This window comes from Curtobacterium oceanosedimentum, from assembly GCF_040545555.1.
Lineage (GTDB): Bacteria > Actinomycetota > Actinomycetes > Actinomycetales > Microbacteriaceae > Curtobacterium.
The window spans coordinates 20,809-38,128 of record NZ_JBEPMD010000011.1 but is presented as its reverse complement, the minus strand read 5'-3'; the positions used below and the strand labels follow the sequence as shown (position 1 = coordinate 38,128).

Annotated in this window: 13 protein-coding genes; 9 read left to right on the top strand and 4 right to left on the bottom strand. The window is 73.4% G+C overall.

Going from position 1 to position 17,320, the window contains the following annotated elements; all coding sequences use genetic code 11:
• Window positions 1-9: 9 nt before the first annotated feature.
• On the bottom strand, window positions 10-891 hold the full coding sequence (locus tag ABIC52_RS12355) for a UbiA family prenyltransferase (protein WP_354027460.1): 882 nt from the start codon (window positions 889-891) through the stop codon (window positions 10-12).
• Window positions 892-990: 99 nt separating this feature from the next.
• Window positions 991-2,211: a formaldehyde dehydrogenase, glutathione-independent gene (gene fdhA, locus ABIC52_RS12350; RefSeq protein WP_354027459.1), complete on the bottom strand. Its 1,221-nt coding sequence runs from the start codon at window positions 2,209-2,211 to the stop codon at window positions 991-993.
• 186 nt (window positions 2,212-2,397) lie between these two features.
• Here fdhA and ABIC52_RS12345 point away from each other — a divergent pair, with 186 nt between their 5' ends.
• Window positions 2,398-3,246, top strand: coding sequence for a phosphotransferase family protein (locus tag ABIC52_RS12345; protein ID WP_354027458.1), 849 nt, complete (start codon window positions 2,398-2,400; stop codon window positions 3,244-3,246).
• Window positions 3,247-3,258: 12 nt separating this feature from the next.
• Here ABIC52_RS12345 and ABIC52_RS12340 read toward each other — a convergent pair whose 3' ends face one another.
• Entirely contained in the window at window positions 3,259-3,744 is a 486-nt protein-coding gene (locus ABIC52_RS12340; RefSeq protein WP_354027457.1) for a GNAT family N-acetyltransferase, read from the bottom strand.
• A gap of 40 nt (window positions 3,745-3,784) precedes the next feature.
• On the opposite strand from ABIC52_RS12340, the gene ABIC52_RS12335 reads away from it, so the two are divergent.
• Window positions 3,785-4,225: a bleomycin resistance protein gene (locus tag ABIC52_RS12335; RefSeq protein WP_209823988.1), complete on the top strand. Its 441-nt coding sequence runs from the start codon at window positions 3,785-3,787 to the stop codon at window positions 4,223-4,225.
• A gap of 168 nt (window positions 4,226-4,393) precedes the next feature.
• On the opposite strand, the gene ABIC52_RS12330 is transcribed toward ABIC52_RS12335, so the two are convergent.
• A complete protein-coding gene (locus tag ABIC52_RS12330; RefSeq protein ID WP_126891376.1) occupies window positions 4,394-5,308 on the bottom strand; it encodes a DMT family transporter in 915 nt (304 codons plus the stop codon).
• Window positions 5,309-5,379: 71 nt separating this feature from the next.
• Here ABIC52_RS12330 and ABIC52_RS12325 point away from each other — a divergent pair, with 71 nt between their 5' ends.
• The 7 genes from ABIC52_RS12325 (at window position 5,380) to ABIC52_RS12295 (ending at window position 17,255) form a co-directional block, all read left to right on the top strand.
• Window positions 5,380-6,228 (top strand): LysR family transcriptional regulator, encoded by an 849-nt coding sequence (locus ABIC52_RS12325; RefSeq protein ID WP_209679312.1) that lies wholly within the window; start codon window positions 5,380-5,382, stop codon window positions 6,226-6,228.
• A gap of 72 nt (window positions 6,229-6,300) precedes the next feature.
• Entirely contained in the window at window positions 6,301-7,500 is a 1,200-nt protein-coding gene (locus ABIC52_RS12320; RefSeq protein ID WP_354027456.1) for a sensor histidine kinase, read from the top strand.
• A complete protein-coding gene (locus ABIC52_RS12315) occupies window positions 7,488-8,189 on the top strand; it encodes a response regulator transcription factor (RefSeq protein ID WP_126891374.1) in 702 nt (233 codons plus the stop codon). The genes ABIC52_RS12320 and ABIC52_RS12315 overlap by 13 nt, the downstream gene beginning before the upstream one ends.
• Window positions 8,190-8,229: 40 nt before the next feature.
• Window positions 8,230-9,042, top strand: a complete 813-nt coding sequence (locus tag ABIC52_RS12310; RefSeq protein ID WP_354027455.1) for a fructosamine kinase family protein — start codon at window positions 8,230-8,232, stop codon at window positions 9,040-9,042.
• 138 nt (window positions 9,043-9,180) lie between these two features.
• Window positions 9,181-9,501 carry a hypothetical protein gene (locus ABIC52_RS12305; RefSeq protein WP_126891372.1) on the top strand — a complete coding sequence of 107 codons (321 nt, stop codon included), beginning with the start codon at window positions 9,181-9,183 and terminating at the stop codon, window positions 9,499-9,501.
• A 399-nt stretch (window positions 9,502-9,900) separates the two neighbouring features.
• Complete coding sequence (locus ABIC52_RS12300) at window positions 9,901-15,471, top strand: glutamate synthase-related protein (protein WP_354027454.1); 5,571 nt, start codon at window positions 9,901-9,903, stop codon at window positions 15,469-15,471.
• Window positions 15,468-17,255, top strand: a complete 1,788-nt coding sequence (locus ABIC52_RS12295; protein ID WP_354027453.1) for a sulfite reductase subunit alpha — start codon at window positions 15,468-15,470, stop codon at window positions 17,253-17,255. Before ABIC52_RS12300 ends, ABIC52_RS12295 begins: the two co-directional genes overlap by 4 nt.
• The last annotated feature ends 65 nt before the right edge of the window (window positions 17,256-17,320 follow it).

The following is a 17,320-nucleotide window of genomic DNA, read 5'->3' as shown; positions in this document are numbered from 1 at the left end:
CCGGTGCTGTCAGGCGACCAGACGCGCGCCGGCCAGGCCCAGCTCCACCACGAGGACCAGGGACGACGCGATGACGAGTCGGAACAGCGCGCGCGTGGGACGACCGGCGACGACCAGCCGGATGCCGACCGCGGCGAGCACGACGACCACGAGGGCGCCCACGACCGCCAGGACGGTCCCGGCCGTGCCGACGCCTCCGCCAGCTCCGCCGCCGCCGCCGAGCTGACCGCCGAGCACCAGCGCCGCCGCGACGACGAGGGCGCCGAACGCGAGCGTGCCCGCGCCCCGGAGCCCCAGCCGGTGCGGGAACCCTCGGACGCCGGTGGCCTCGTCGTCGAGCAGGTCGGGCAGCACGTTGGTGCAGTGGATCGCGACACCGAAGACGGCTCCGGTCGCGATCGCCCACCACGCCGGCCAGGCACCGCCGGCGCCGGCCGCGACGGACACGACCGGCAGCAGTCCGAACGCCACGACGAACGGCACGACGGACCACACGGTGCGCTTCAGTCCGGCGTCGTAGGCCCAGCCGGCAGCGACGAGGACGACGTGGGCGACCGCGGCGACGGGCCCGAGAGTGATCGACAGGAGCACGGCGACACCGGCCGTCGCGAAGGCAGCGGTCCGGACCGTGCGGACGGCGATGAGTCCGCGGGCGACGGGCTTGTCGCTGCGGCCGACCGCCCGGTCGCGGTCGGCGTCGATCCAGTCGTTGGCGAGGCCGATCGACAGCTGCCCGGCCACGACGGCGAGCGCCACGAGCACGACGAGCCACCAGGGGTGCCCGACGGCGGCGGCGATCACGGCGGCGAGGACCGTCACCGTGACGGTCGGGCCGGGGTGGGACGACGCGAACAGCAGGCGGACGGTCGAGGGCCTGCGGGTGTCGCTCACACCGGCGAGCGTACGGACCGGCGGCTGCACGGGTGCGACGGCGGCGCTGACCCGCGGCGCCTCGGGTGTCGAGGCGCCGCGGGCCGTGGTGCGCTGCGATCAGGCCGCGGGGATCAGGCCGTTCGGGTCCAGCACGTACTTCGTCGCTGCGCCCTTGTCGAACTCCTCGTACCCGCGGGGGGCCTCGTCGAGTCCGATCGGCTTCGCGTTGACGTTCTTCGCGATGCTCGTCCGGTCGTGCAGGATCGCCATCATCAGCTGCCGGTTGTACTTCATCACCGGGCACTGGCCCGTGGTGAACGACAGCGACTTGGCCCACCCGGTGCCGAGGCTGAGCGAGAGGGCGCCCTTCTTCGCCGCCTCGTCGACGCCGCCCGGGTCACCCGTGACGTAGAGCCCGGGGATGCCGAGTGCGCCTCCGGCCGCCGTGACGTCCATGAGGGAGTTGAGCACCGTGGCGGGCGCCTCGTGGCCGGAGCCGGAGCCGTGCCCCTTCGCCTCGAAGCCCACGGCGTCGATGCCGCAGTCGACGAGGGGCTCACCGAGGATCTGGTCGATCTGGTCGGCCGGGTCGCCCTTCGTCAGGTCGACCGTCTCGCACCCGAAGCTGCGCGCCTGCGCCAGCCGGTCGGCGTTCATGTCGCCGACGATCACCACGCTCGCACCGAGCAGGAACGCGCCGGTCGCGGCTGCGAGGCCCACGGGCCCGGCGCCGGCGACGTACACGGTCGAGCCGACCTCGACCCCCGCGGTCACCGCACCGTGGAAGCCGGTCGGGAAGATGTCGGAGAGCATCGCGAGGTCGAGGACCTTCTCGAGCGCCTGGTCGCGGTCGGGGAACTTCAGCAGGTTCCAGTCGGCGTACGGCACGAGCACGTACTCGGCCTGGCCGCCGACCCACCCGCCCATGTCGACGTAGCCGTAGGCGCTGCCCGGTCGGTCCGGGTTCACGTTGAGACAGATGCCGGTCTTCCGCTCCTTGCAGTTCCGGCAGCGCCCGCAGGCGATGTTGAACGGCACCGAGACGATGTCACCGACCTTGATGAACTCGACGTCCGGTCCGACCTCGACGACCTCGCCGGTGATCTCGTGCCCGAGCACGAGGTCCGTCGGGGCCGTCGTGCGGCCGCGGACCATGTGCTGGTCGCTGCCGCAGATGTTCGTCGCCACGGTGCGCAGGATCGCGCCGTGGTTCACCTTGCGTCCGACGTTCGCCGGGTTCACCCCGGGTCCGTCCTTGAGCTCGAACGTCGGGTAGTCGGTGTCGATGACCTCGACCTTCCCGGTTCCCTTGTACGCGACTGCGTGGTTGCTCGCCATGTGATCCTCCTCGATCGGTCGGCGGCGGCACGTGCGGGGAGCGCGCAGCACGGCGGTGCGCTCCTCGTCCCGTCGAGGGGCCGTCTCCGTCGACGGGTGATCCGGACTGTACCTCCCGTGCCCGAGGGCGACAAGGACGGTGCACGACTACCGGATGATCGGTCTCCCCCGTGCCAGGATGGCGCCGTGGGGTGGGACGACAGCGGGCTGAGCCCGGCGCAGGCGGCGTTCGTCGCCCGGGTGCTCCCCGGGGCGTCGACGGTGGCGGACGAGTCGTGGGGCCTCCTCGACACCCGGGTGCTCCACGTCCGCAGTGGTGCCGGCGACCACACCGTCAAGGCGTCCGGACCGGAGAACTCGCACTTCCCGCGGGAGCTGACGGCGCACCGGCACTGGACCGGGGCGCTCCTCCGCGGTGACGACACGGGGCGTCTGGTCGCCGCGGACACGGAGAGCCGTGTGCTCGTGCTGGAACGGGTCCCCGGGCACCTCGCGCTCGGGACCTCCGACGAGACCGCTGCGAGCGTGCACCGGCAGGCGGGCACGATCCTCCGGAGGCTCCACGACCAGGCGACCCGCACCGATGCGGACCACCTGGCCGCAGAGACCGCGAAGGCGCTCCGCTCCCTCGACGCCCCACACCGGATCGATCCCCGGCTCGAGGACCGCGCGCGGACGCTGCTCCGATCGTCGAGACCGCACCCCGTGACGCTGGTGCCGACGCACGGCGACTGGCACCCGCGGAACTGGATCGTGCAGGACGGTCGGCTGCGTGCGATCGACTTCGGTCGCTTCGCGTTCCGCCCGGCCGCAGCGGACCTCACCCGCCTGGCAGTCCTGCACTGGGAGGACTCCCCCGAGCTCGAGCACGCGTTCTTCGCGGGCTACGGGTCCGACCCTCGCGACGCCGACGACTGGCGCTGGCTCCAGCTTCGCGAGGCGGTGGGGACGGCCGTGTGGGCCTTCGCGGTGCACGACGAGCGCTTCGAGCGACAGGGACACCGGATGCTCGAGCACGCACTCGCCGCCTTCTGACCCGCCGGAGACTCAGGTCGAGGTACCGCTGAGGGACTTCCGGTACCAGCGGTCGGAGTACGGCTCGTCGTTGAACGGATCGACCCGCCGGTAGCCGAGCCGCTCGTACAACGCGCACGCCTCGGCGAGCTCCCCGCGGGTGTCGAGCTGGACCGTGCCGACGCCCCGCTCCAGGCACGCCCGTTCGACGGCGCGGACCACCCGCCCCCCGATGCCCCGCCCGCGTGACTCGCTCAGGGTGAACACCTTGGTCAGTTCGGCGACGTCCCCGCGGAGGCGCGCGCCGGCGCACGCGACCGGCTCGCCGTCGTCGAGGGCGACGAGGAGCACGCCCGTCGCACCCGTGAGGTCGTCGGAGGGCTCGTCGCGGAGTGCCTGGTCGACCTCCTCGTCCGTCGCGGGCCGGCCGTACCACCGCGAGGCGACCTCGGTGGTGTACCGGCGGAGGATGCTCACGGCGGTGGGCGCACCGGGGAGCACGGTCTCGATCGTCAGCACGGGGCGAGCGTACTGCCGCCGACGGTGCCACGATGGTCCCGTGCCCGACACGTTCGACCCTGCCCTCGTCCCGGAGCTGCTGGTCGAGGACCTCGACCGGAGTCTCGCTTTCTGGTGCGGAGCATGCGGGTTCACCGTCGCCTACGACCGTCCGGACGAGCGCTTCGCATACCTCGTGCTCGGGTCTGCGCACGTGATGCTCGAACAGGTCGGGGTCGGCCGCAACTGGGTGACGGGTCCGCTCGATCGGCCGTTCGGACGGGGCATCAACCTCCAGGTCACCGTGCCCGACAGCGCTGCGCTCGCCGACCGACTCGATGCCGCCGGCGTTCGGCTCTTCATGCGGCCCGAGACGAAGTGGTACGACCTCGGCGACGAGGAGGCCGGGGTCCAGCAGTTCCTCGTGCAGGACCCGGACGGCTACCTGCTGCGTTTCCAGTCCTCCGTCGGCAGACGCCCGATCGCGGACCGGAACAGCTGAGCGAGCCCCGGGCTGATGGGTCCTGGTGCGCCTGGCCGTTCCGGGCGTACCTGGCCGATCCGGGCGTACCTGGTCGTTCGTTCCCACCGGGTACGCCCGTTTCCGCTTCCCATCGCAGCCGCTCTGGGAAAGAACGGGCAGCGCGAGAGCCCGCACCCGCGCGCCACCTCAGGCAGCAGCCGCAGCCCGCGGTGCCCTCCGCTGCCGACGCCCGAGCACCCCCGACGCCAGCGCGATCCCGAGCAGCACCACGACACCGCCCACGGGCTCGTTCCACCGCAGCGGCTCACCGAGCACGAGGACCCCGAGCGCCACCCCGACCACCGGCGTCAGGTACGTCACCGTCGATGCCCGCCCGGCGCCCCACGCCCCGACCAAGCGCGTGTTCCACGCGTAGGCCAGCCCCGTGCCCACCGCACCGAGCGCGACCATCGCGGCCACGATCCTCCAGTCCAGCTGCACCGGACCGGTGGCGATGACGGGCGCGACGAGCAGCATGAGCACCGCCGCCAGCGTGAGCTGCACCGTCGCGACGGTGGTCGGGTCCTGGCCGCTCCCGACGCCGAAGCGTCGGAGCCACGCGAGGCCGATGCCGTACGAGGCGGTCATGCCGAGCAGCGCCAGCTGCCCGGGGACGGTGGCGAGGACGGCAGGGTCGCCGACCAGGTCCCACGGGCCGACGAGCACGAGCACGCCCAGGATCCCGAGGGCGATCCCGCCGAGCTGTCGTCGGCTGAGTCGCTCGGAGGGCACCAGCACGGCGAGTGCCAGCAGCGTCATGATCGGCGTCGTCGCGTTGTAGATGCTCGCCAGGCCCGACGGCACGGTCTGCTCGGCCCACGCCATGAGCGACGACGGCACCGCGTTCAGGAAGACCGCGACGACGAGCAGGTGCCCCCAGACGCGCGGCTCCCGCGGCCACCGCCGCCGGGTGACGAGCAGCACGACCACGAGCGTGACCGCGCCCAGCACGGTGCGCACGGTGGCGACCTGCTGCGGCGCGAGTCCCTCGAGCCCGATCTTCGCGAAGAAGAAGCTCGAGCCCCAGGTGAGGGCGACCAGGACGTAGAGGAGGGCGTTCACGAGCGCTAGCATCGACCACCACTCGGGCATGTGTCGAACGACTGCCCTGCATGACGCCATGAAGGGCACGCATGACCCTCTCGATCCAGCAGCTCCGCGCGTTCGTCGCGACCGTCGACGCCGGTTCCTTCACCGGCGGGGCATCCGCGCTGGGCGTCGGACAGTCCGCCGTCTCGCACGCCGTCGCCGGGCTCGAACGCGAGGTCGGGGGCCCGGTGGTCCGTCGCGGCGGCGCCGCGGTGGCCACCCCGCTCGGCGACCGCATGCTGGCCCACGCCCGCAGCGTGCTCGCCTCGGTCGACGCCCTGGAGGCCGTGGTGCGGCCCGCCACGGTCCGCGGCACCGTGCGCCTCGCCGCCGTGCCGACGGTCTGCCAGGGCCTGCTGCCGCGGCTCCGCGAGCTGTGGGCCGTGACGCTGCCCGACGTCGACGTGCAGGTCTACGAGGGCGACGACGACGAGATGGCGGAGTGGCTCGAAGGCGGCACCGTGGACGCGGCCGTGCTCGTCGACCCGGGGCCGTTACCCGACGGCGGCGTGGTCGTCGCGCGGGACGAGATGGGCGCGGTGGTGCGGCGGGACCACCCGCTCGCCTCGAGTGCGGCGCTGACGCTCGACGACCTGCACGAGGACGGGCTGGTCGCCGGCGGCGGCGGGTGCGAGCACCAGATCCAGCGCATGCACGAGCTCGCCGGCCAGCCGTTCCGCTGGGCGCACCGCGTGCGGGAGATGAGCACGATGTTCGGGATGATCCAGCGCGGCGAGGGCGTCTCGATCGTCCCGACCCTCGGGCGGGTGATGCTGCCCGACGACCTGGTGATGCTGCCCGTGGAGCCACGGTACGTGCGGACGCTGGTGCTGAGCGGCCCGAGCTCGCGGCCGTGGCACCCGTTGGCGCAGGCACTGGTCGACGCGGTGTGACGCCGCCCGCACCCCGGTTCTCCGACCTTCGGCCGATCCGACGCGGGTGCCGCAGTTCCTAGGCTCGGGGACGTGACCGCCACCCCGCTCCAGCCCGTGCCCCTCGGCCGACGCGTGTGGGCGCAGTCCTGGCGCGTGGTCATGGCCGCGCTCGCCGGTCTCATCGCGTTCGGGGTGGTCTGGCCCGAGCTCGACACCGACGGATGGTCGGACGCGCGCCTCGGCCTGGGCCTGCTCACCGACCTCGGGGCGGGGCTGGTCGCCCTCGTCCTGTACTGCTTCCGGCACCGATCCCCGCTGCTCGTCACCCTCCTGGTGATCGCGATGAGCACGGTGTCCACCATCGCGGCCGGGGCGGGGGTGCTCGCCCTCGTCTCCCTCGCGGTCCGACGCCGACCGGTGGAGATCGCGGTCGGTACGGTCGCGATGCTCGTCACCGGGCTCGTCGGGGACGCCCTCGTCTTCCCGAGCGGGAACGTGCCGATGTGGCAGACGATCCTCGTCTCGGTGATCTTCCTCGCGCTGGTGGTGGCCGTCGGCGTCGCGATCGGGCAGCGCCGCGCGCTCGTCCAGTCGCTCCGGGAGCGGGCGGCCCTGCTCGAGCGGGACCAGCAGCTCCGTGAGGACCGCGCCCGCGAGCAGGAACGCGCGCACCTCGCACGGGAGATGCACGACGTGCTGGGGCACCGGCTGTCCCTCGTCGCCCTCCACGCCGGTGCGCTCGAGTACCGCGGCCGGTCGCTGTCGCCCGACGAGACGGTCGAGGCCGCCGGGGTCGTCCGTGCCGAGGCGCACGCCGCGCTCACCGAACTCCGCGACGTGCTGGGCGTGCTGCGGGAGCCCGGGGACGGCGCCGCGCTCGCCGGAGCCGCTCCCCCGCAGCCGACCCTCCGGGACCTGCCCGCGCTGCTCGACGAGGCGCGGAGCTCCGGCGCCCGGGTGTCGTCGGCCGTCGACGAGCGGGTCGCCGACGCACCCGACGCCGTCGGACGGCACGCCTACCGGGTGGTGCAGGAGGCGCTGACGAACGCGCGCCGGCACGCGCCGGGGCAACCCGTCTCCGTCGCGGTCGACGTGCTCGGCGGGCCCGCGCTGCGGGTGCGGGTGAGCAACCCGACGACGGGCCTCGTGCCCGACGACGACGACCGGGCCGCGGGCCACGGCCTCCGGGGCCTGGCAGAACGTGCCCGGCTCGTCGGCGGCACCTTCAGCGCCGGACGCGGTGCCGACGGCACCCACGTGGTCGAGGCGGTGCTGCCGTGGGCGGCGTGAGCGCACCGATCCGGGTCGTCCTCGTCGACGACGACCACCTCGTCCGGGCCGGACTCCGGCTGCTCCTGAGCGGCGACGACGGCATCGAGGTCGTCGGCGAGGCGGGCGACGGACTCGAGGCCGAGGGCGTGATCGCGTCCGCAGCGCCCGACGTCGTGCTCATGGACATCCGGATGCCCCGGTGCGACGGCCTGGTGGCGACCGCACGGGAACTCCGGAAGCAGCCGGACCTCGCCGTGCTCGTGCTCACCACGTTCCAGGACGACGACCTCGTGCTGGGCGCGCTGCAGCGGGGTGCACGGGGCTTCCTGCTCAAGGACACCCCGCCGCAGCAGCTCGTCGAGGCGGTCCGGACGGTCGCCGCCGGGCGCTCGACCCTGTCGCCCTCCGTGCTCGACCGCGTCATCGCCTTCGCAGCGCGCGCCTCGACCGGGACGGAGCGTGGGGCGGCCGCCGTCGCGACCGCGGCCGCCGACGGTGCCGCGGAGCGCGCACTCCTGTCGACCCTGACCGACCGCGAGACGGAGGTCGCCCTGGCCGTGGCGGCCGGCGCCTCGAACGCGCAGATCGCGTCGGACCTGTTCGTGAGCCTGGCCACCGTCAAGACGCACGTCGGCCACGTGTACGAGAAGTTCGGGGTCGACAACCGGGTACAGCTCGCCCTGGTCGTGCACGCCGCCCGCCGCTGAGCCTGAACGTCGGCGCCGCAGTCTCGGCAGGATGGCATGCGTGCCCGACATCCACGAGAAGACCTTCCGCGACCCGGACGAGGCCACCGCCGAGGCAGCCGACCTGGCCTGGCTCGCCGAGGCCGAGGACACCGGCGGGACCCGGATCGCCCGCGTGCTCGACCACCCCCGGCCGACCGTCCTGCACCTCGAACGGATCGCTGACGGCTCCCCGACCAGGGCCCAGGCTGAACGCTTCGGACGGTCGCTCGCGCACACCCACGCCGCCGGTGCGTCGCACTGGGGTGCGCCGTCCCCCGGGTTCCCGACGAGCGGTGGCCTGCGCATGGGCCGCTCGCGCACGCCCTTCACCAGCGCAGCCGACGCACCGGCCGCCTGGGGCGCATTCTTCGCCGAGTACCGCATCCGGGACTTCGTGCAGCGCATCGTCGACCGAGGCGGGTTCGACGCCGCTGAGGCCGCGGTGTTCGACCGCGTGGCCGACCGGCTCGAGGACGGCACGCTCGGCTCCCCGCAGCCCCGGCTCATCGGCGACGCCCCCGCGCGGATCCACGGCGACCTCTGGGCGGGGAACGTCCTGTGGCCCAGGGACTCCTCGGAACCGACCGGGGCGGTGCTCATCGACGCGACGCCGCACGGCGGGCACGCGGAGACCGACCTGGCGCTGCTCGCCCTGTTCGGACTCCCCCGACTCGAGACCGTGCTCGCCGCCTACGACGCCGAGTCCCGGCTCGCCGACGGGTGGCAGGAGCGCGTCGAGCTCCACCAGCTCGCGCCGCTGCTGCTGCACGTGTTCCTGTTCGGCGGCTCGTACACCGACCACGCGCTGCGCGCAGCCCGCCGCTACGCCTGACGACGGCGGGTGACCCGGCCGCCGGGGCGTCCTGCGTCCACCCCAGGCCCGCCGGTCCGCCAGCCCGCCGGCCCGTACCCGATCCGGCATCGTCGAGTCGGACGAGTACGATGCGGGCACCGGCGGAAGGGGAACGCGATGGACGAGCGACACGGTGACCTGCGGGACGGCGACCCGCGCGCGACGAGCCAGCGGTTCGCCCGGCTGCCCGACCGTACCCGAGCCGAGGACCTGGTCGTCGAGGTCCCGGCGTTCGAGGACGACCGGCCCCAGCCCGAGCCCGAGCCACCCGCCGCCGCCCCCGAGCTCGTCGCCGCGACCCGCTTCGCGCAGACCTCGCACGTGACCCCGACGATCCGGCGGACGCAGAAGCGGGCAGGGCTCTGGATAGCCGGCGTGCCGATCGCAGCGCTCGCCGTCGTCGCGGTCGTGCAGATCGTCCTCGGCGTCACCGGCTGAGCCGTCGCGACCGCGCACCTCGCCGCCACCGCTCGACCGCGCACCTCGCCGCCACCGCTCGACCGCGCCGCTGCACAACCGGGAGCACCTCGCGCCACGGGGCTCCGTGGCGCGAGGTGCTCCCGGTGGTGCGCAAGCAGACGAAACCGCGGCATCACACCGGCACGATCACCGGCGCCGGAACCGGCGCCCGCACCGGACGGGAGGCGCGTGGCCGGGCCGCCACGCGCCTCCCGTCCGGCCGGTCTGTTGCACCCGCGGTATACCAAGCCGTAGCATCGGCTCACCGCACCACCCCCACACAGGGCCACGACCGCCACCACCGGTCCGCCCGCGGCGAGCGCTCCACCGATGCAGCCCTGGCCGTCCGCTGCCGGCTGAGCCCCACTGGACCCGCACGTGAACCCCTCCCCCTTCGGTCTGTACGACCCTGCCCGCGAGTCGAGCGACTGCGGCGTCGGCTTCATCACCCGCCTCGACGGCACCCCGAGCCACGACGTCCTCCGCAAGGGCGACGAAGCGCTCTGCTCGATCCCGCACCGCGGTGGCAAGTCCGCCGAGGGCGTCGGCGACGGTGCCGGCGTGAGCATCGACCTGTCGGTGGAGTTCTTCAGCGCCATCACCGGCGAGGAGCTCGTCGCCGGGCACTTCGGCGTCGCGAACTGCTTCGTGCCGTCCGACCCCGCCGGGCGCTCCGCCGCCGAGCAGACCGTGACCGGAGCGATCGAGCACGAGGGCTTCGACCTGCTGCTCGTCCGCGACGTGCCGGTCGACCACTCGGTGGCCCGTCCCGAGGCCGAGCAGTACCAGCTGCCGATCGTGCAGTGGGTCTTCCGCGCACCCGAGGGGTGGTCCCGCACGGACGTCGACGCCGCGGCGAACCGCGCCCTGCTCGCCGTCGAGCGCGTCTCGTACACGCAGGCTGCCGAGGCACACGCCCCGCACGCCGCCCTCTACCCGCTGTCGCTCAGTGCCCGGACGCAGATCCTCAAGGGCCGCCTGAACTCGGGCGAGGTCATCTCGTACTTCCGCGACCTGGCGGACCCGCGCCACTCGGTGCGCACGCTCTACTTCCACACGCGGTTCTCGACGAACACCGAGCCGCACCCGACCATGGCGCAGCCGTTCCGGCTCATGGCGCACAACGGCGAGCTGAACACCGACCGGAAGAACCGCCTGTCGGACGAGGCCCTCGCCGCCGCCCGCACGCGCAGCATCGTCCGGCCGCCCGGGCAGTCCGACTCGAGCCGCCTCGACCAGACCCTGCAGAGCCGCGTGTTCGACGACGGGCTCGAGATCGTCGAGGCCGTCGTCACCCTCATGCCCCCGGCGTGGGAGAACGACCGCACGCTGACCCCGGACGTCCGGGACATGCTCGAGTACTTCTCGCTGTACGAGGAGAAGAACGACGGCCCCGCCGCGGTGATCTTCAGCGACGGCGACGTCGTGGGCGCACGGCTCGACCGCCTGGGTCTCCGCCCGCTGCGCACCGTGCAGACGGACGAGTACCTCATGGTGGCGTCCGAGTCCGGGCAGGTGACGTTCCCGGCCGGCGACGTCGTGCACCGCGGCCGCATCGAGGCCGGCGGCATGCTCGTCGTCGACCACCGCACCGGGTCGGTGATGCGCACCGACGAGGTCCTGCGGATGCTCGCCGCGCGCCGCGACTACGGGACGCTGCTCGACGCTGCACGCGTGCACCTCGACGACCTGCCCGCGCCGGACTACGACCGGGGCACCAGCACGCTCGGCTACGACGGCGACCTGTCGCTCGCGGGCCGCTACGTGGCGTACTCGCTGAACCAGGAGAGCTTCCGGTTCATGCTCGACCCGATGCTCGCGAACGGCTCGGAGCGCATCTCGGCGATGGGCTACGGCACCGCCATCAACGCGCTGAGCGACACCGAGGGCGGGATGGCGAAGTACTTCTCGCAGCGCTTCGCCCAGGTGACGAACCCGCCGCTCGACTCGATCCGCGAGGCCGACGGCATGAGCATGCGCGTCGCCCTCGGCGCCAAGCCCGACGGGACGGGCAGCGGCACCGCCACCGCCACGCCCAGCCGGCAGATCGTCGTGGACTCCCCCGTCCTCGGGCACCTCGACATGGTCCGGCTCCGCGACCAGACGATCGTGCCGCTCGAGCGGTTCGACATGCTCTACGTGCCGGTCGTCGACGACGAGCAGGCGAACGCCGACGCCGTCCGCACCGCCACCGAGCAGCTCGCCGAGGCCGTCGTGGCCTTCGCCGAGCGCCAGGGCGGGATCGCGGTCCTGACCGACCGCTCGGTGTCGTCGACGCACGCGCCGCTCCCCGTGATCCTCGCCGTCGCCGCGGTCAACCAGCGGCTCATCGAGACCGGACTGCGCCTGCGCGTGTCCGTCGTCGCGGAGTCCGGCCAGCTGCCGTCGTCCCACCACGTCGCGACCGCGCTGGGCTTCGGCGCCTCGGCCGTGTACAGCCTGTCGGCCCGGCTCCGTGCGGAGGAGCAGTACCCCGCCGCCCCGGCACCCGCGGGCGAGCTGACCGCGACCGACGCCGCGCTCAAGCGCTTCCGCAAGGCGACCGAGAAGGCCCTGGCGAAGACGATGGGCCGGGTCGGCCTGTGCACCGCCGAGAGCTACATCGGCGGCGAGTTCTTCGAGCCGAACTACCTCGACACCCGCGACGACCTGTTCGCAAGGGTCTTCCCGCACATGGACGCCCCGGTCGGCGGTGTCGGCTTCGCCCGCATCGCACAGGCCGCCACGGACTGGCACGAGCGTGCCCGCTCGGTCGCGACCGACGGCCAGGTGCCGCTGCTCGGGCTCTTCAAGGAGCGGTCGGACGGCGCCGGGCACTCGTTCGGCGTCGCGAGCGTGCGCGGGTTCGGCGGGATGACCGAGGAGCGCCCGGCCTTCGAGCGCTCGGGCGACTCCGACGCGCTGCGGCTGCTCACGCTCCGGCAGCTCGACGACTCCTTCGGCATCTCGGACACCGCGTACCGCAACACCGGCTACGACCGCCTGAGCGACGCCGAGATCGACGCGCACCGGATCACCCCGGGCTACGTCACGTTCCTGCAGACGACGCACGACGAGCGCTCCCGTCGCCCCGCGGCCCTCCGCGACGTGCTCGCCCTGCCGGCCGACGTCACCGGCATCGACGAGGCCCCGGACTTCGCGCGTGAGCTCGGCCGCTTCTCGACCACCGGGAACGCGAGCATCACGGTGCGCGGACTGTCCGGCTCGCGGCCGTCGTCGGAGGACGCCCTGCCGGGCGGCACGACCCGCTTCACCCTGCAGCTCACCTCGACCGGACCCACGGGTGCGCTGCGCCACCGGGCCCTCGCGGACGGGCTCGCGCTGCTGCACCCCGGCCTGGTCGACGTGGACGTCGTCGCCGACGACCGGGTGACGCTCCGCGCCACCGGTGCGGCCGCCGAGCTGCTCGCCCTGCTGCAGCAGGCTCCCGCGAGCGTCGACGTGGCCGAGGTCCAGCCCGCACACGAGATCACCCGGACCCTGGCGTCCGGTGCGATGAGCCACGGCGCCCTCGTCGCCACCGCGCACGAGGCCGTCGCGCACGGCACGAACATGGTCGGCGGCATGTCGAACTCCGGCGAGGGCGGCGAGCACCACTCCCGCTACGGCACGATCCGCGGCTCGCGCATCAAGCAGTTCGCCTCGGGCCGGTTCGGCATCTGGGCCGGCTACCTCGCCGACCCGATGCTCGAGGAGCTCGAGATCAAGATCGGCCAGGGCGCGAAGCCCGGCGAGGGCGGCCAGCTGCCGGCTCCGAAGGTCACGGTGGACATCGCCGCGGCCCGCGGTGGCACCCCCGGCGTCGAGCTCATCTCGCCGCCGCCGCACCACGACACGTACTCGATCGAGGACCTCGCGCAGCTCATCCACGACTGCAAGGCCGCCCGGGTCCGGGTGGTCGTGAAGCTCGTGTCCTCCGAGGGCATCGGCACCATCGCGGTCGGCGTCGCGAAGGCCGGCGCGGACGTCATCAACGTCGCGGGCAACACCGGCGGCACCGGCGCCGCGGCCGTCACGAGCCTGAAGTACGCCGGACGCTCGGCGGAGATCGGCGTGGCCGAGGTGCACCAGGCCCTCGTCGCGAACGGGCTGCGCCAGAAGGTCACGCTCCGCTGCTCCGGTGCGCACCAGACCGGTTCGGACGTCGTCACGAGCGCGCTGCTCGGCGGGGACTCGTTCGAGTTCGGCACGACCGCGCTCATGATGCTCGGCTGCGTCATGGCGAAGAACTGCAACGTGAAGTGCCCGGCGGGCCTGACCACGAACGCCGAGGCCTTCGAGGGCGACCCCCGCGCGCTCGCGCAGTACTTGCTCAACATCGCCCACGACGTCCGGCAGATCCTCGCCCGCCTCGGCCTGCACTCGCTCCGCGAGGCCCGGGGTCGCACCGACCTGCTCCAGCTGCTCGACCACCCGGCGTCCGTCGGTCGGCTCGACGTGCGGAACCTGCTCGCGCAGGTGCCCGAGAAGGTCGTCACCGACCCGGAGTACCTCGAGAAGGACTTCCGGACCGACGACGCCCTGATCGAGCAGGTGCGCGCGGCACTCGTCGACGGGCACCAGCACACCCTGACCGTCGACGGCATCGCCCTCGGCAACGCCGACAAGTCCGTCGGCGGGCAGTTCGGCATCGACGTCGAGCGCGTCCTCAACCACGAGTTGCGCGGCGTCGACCTGTCCGCACACCCGGCGATCACCACGGACGACCGTGGCCGTCGTCGCCTGGTCGACGGTGCCGTGACCATCCGCACGAGCGGTTCGGCCGGGCAGTCGTACGGCGTGTTCACGAACGACGGGACCACGCTCGACCACACCGGCACCGCGAACGACGGTGTCGGCAAGAGCCAGTCGGGCGGCCGGATCGTCGTGCGTGCCCCGGGCGGTGGGAGCGTCGAGCGGGGCGGCAACGTCCTCGTCGGCAACTTCGCCCTGTTCGGCGCGACCGGTGGCCGCACCTTCGTCGAGGGCGAGGCCGGTGACCGGTTCGCCGTCCGGAACTCCGGTGCGACCGCCGTGGTCGAGGGCCTCGGCGACTTCGGCTGCGAGTACATGACCGGTGGTGCGGTGTTCAACCTCGGCGGCTTCGGCAAGGGGCTCGGCAACGGCATGTCCGGCGGCTTCCTGTACCAGTACGACCCGTCGGGCTCGGTGACCGAGCGCGCGAGCACCGACTCGCTCCTCGTCTTCCCCGTGACCGAGACCGAGCGCGGTGGGTTCCACGAGGCCGCGGCGAAGCTCCTGCTCGAGTGGCACCTCGAGGCCACCGGGTCCGCCCTCGCCGAGCGGTTGCTCGCGGACTGGGCGACCACCCGCGAGCACGTGTTCGTCGGGATGCCGCGCGCGCTCCTGCTCAGCCAGGACGCCGACGAGATCCTCGCCGCCGCCACCCGCGCCGAGCTCCTCGACGAGCTCGCCACCTCGGTCGCGACGGACAAGCTCCGCGCGTTCAAGGTCGACTACCGCGACCAGCGGACCGTGCTCGACGGCCGTGCCCCCGCGCTCGGTGACCAGGGCGAGGACACCTTCTCGCTGCTCTCGTCGTACACGGTGCTCGGGGTGGCGCAGGACGTCGCGCAGGAGCGGGTGCCGGGCGCCGCGCCGAACGACCCCCGCGTGACCGAGGCGGTGCGGAACCTCGTCCTGACCGAGGACTTCCAGGTGAAGCAGCGCGTCGTGAAGTACCTCCGCAGCACGTTCGACCGGTTCGCCGACGACGAGCTCGCGACCCTCATCGCCGTCAAGCGGCTCGACGACTCGAAGCGTGCGCTCGCGCAGCGGAACAACCGCAGTGCGGACATGCCGGGCACCACGGGGTGGATCATGCACCAGAACGCCAAGAACGCCGGCCGGGTCCGCGCGGCCCGCTTCGACGAGCTGCTCGCGACCGCGGCGCTCGAGGACATCGCTGCCCGCGCTCCGCAGGCCCCGGTCGAGGCGGTGTCGGCATGAGCACGCTCCCGCCCACCGGGCAGCTGATCCCGGTCGACGCCCCGTTCTCGGCGGCGCAGGAGTCCTGGCTCGCCGGGTTCATCGCCGGCATCGCCGCCGCGGGCAAGCGGGTCACCGGCGAGGCCCCGACCACGACGGTCGACGTGCTCTTCGGCACGCAGACGGGCAACGCGGAGTTCCTCGCCGACGAGCTCGTCGCCGGGGCGAGGGCACGCGGGCTCGGCGGCCGGGCGACCCCGCTCGACGCCGTGACGCCGGAGCAGCTCGCCGGGATGTCGCACGTGCTCCTCGTCACCTCGACGTACGGCGAGGGCGAGATGCCCGACAACGCCGGCCTGTTCTGGGACGCGATCCAGGCCTCGACGGTCCCCCGGCTCGAGGGACTGCAGTACGCCGTCCTCGGGCTCGGCGACACGAGCTACGACGAGTTCTGCCAGGCCGGCAAGCTCCTCGACACCCGGTTCGAGCAGCTCGGCGCGACGCGCATCCACGACCGTGTCGACTGCGACGTCGACTTCGAGGACCCCGCCGCGCTCTGGAGCGCCGCGATCCTGGACCGTCTCGCCGCCGAGGCCGGCGCGCAGCCGGGCGCTGCCGGCCCCGCCGCCGGAGCGACCACCTCGTCCGCCGCGTCCGGCGGGGCGGGGGCGAGCCGTGCCTCCCGGCCGGGGTCGCAGTGGAACAAGCGCAACCCGTACCGGGCGCCCCTCGTCGTGAACCGGTTGCTCTCCTCGCCGCGCAGCGCGAAGGAGATCCGGCACGTCGAGTTCGACCTCGGCAGCTCCGGCATCGAGTACGCCGCCGGCGACGCGCTCGCGGTGGTGCCGCACAACGACCCGGCGCTCGTCGACCAGCTGCTCGCACACCTCGGGGTCGACGGCTCGGCGGAGCTCGACGGGCGACCGCTCGCCGAGGTCCTCCGCACCGACCGCGAGATCCGGACGCCGTCGAAGGACCTCGTGGCCGACCTCGTGCAGCGTGCGCCCGCGTCGGAGCTCGCGGCGGTCGTGTCGCACGGCGACAAGCACGAGCTCGACCGGTGGCTCTGGGGCCGCGACGTGCTCGACCTGCTCCGTGACGCCGGCAGTGCCGCGCCCACGATGGACGAGCTGCTCCCGAACCTCCGCGGGCTGCAGGCGCGGCAGTACTCGATCTCGTCGAGCCCGCTGGCGCACCCGGACCGCATCCACCTGACCGTCGCGTCCGTCCGCTACGGCGATGCGCGCCGCACGCACGGCGGCGTCGCCTCGACCTACCTGGCGGACCGGGTGCTGGCCGACGGCGAGGTCGACGTGTACCTGCAACCGAACGCGGCGTTCGGGGTGCCCGCCGACGGTGACGCACCGATGGTCATGATCGGGCCGGGCACCGGCATCGCCCCGTTCCGCGGGTTCCTGCACGAGCGGGCCGCTGCCGGGGCGACCGGGCGCAACTGGTTGTTCTTCGGCGACCAGCACCGCGACACCGACTTCGTGTACGAGGACGAGCTGACGGACCTGCAGGAGCGCGGCGTGCTGACCCGGCTCGACCTGGCGTTCTCGCGCGACCAGGCCGAGAAGGTCTACGTGCAGACGCGGATGCGGGAGCAGGCAGCGGAGCTGTACCGGTGGCTCGAGGACGGGGCGCACGTGTACGTCTGCGGGGACGCGTCGCGGATGGCGAAGGACGTCGAGCAGGCCCTGCTGGAGGTCATCGCGACCTGTCGGAGCCGCGGGGACGACGACGCGCAGGCGTACCTGGCGGACCTGCGGCGCGCGAAGCGCTACGTCCGCGACGTGTACTGACCCGCGCCGTGTGCTGACCCGCGCCGCTGTCGAGGCGTGCCCCGGCCGCCGAGGGACCGACGACC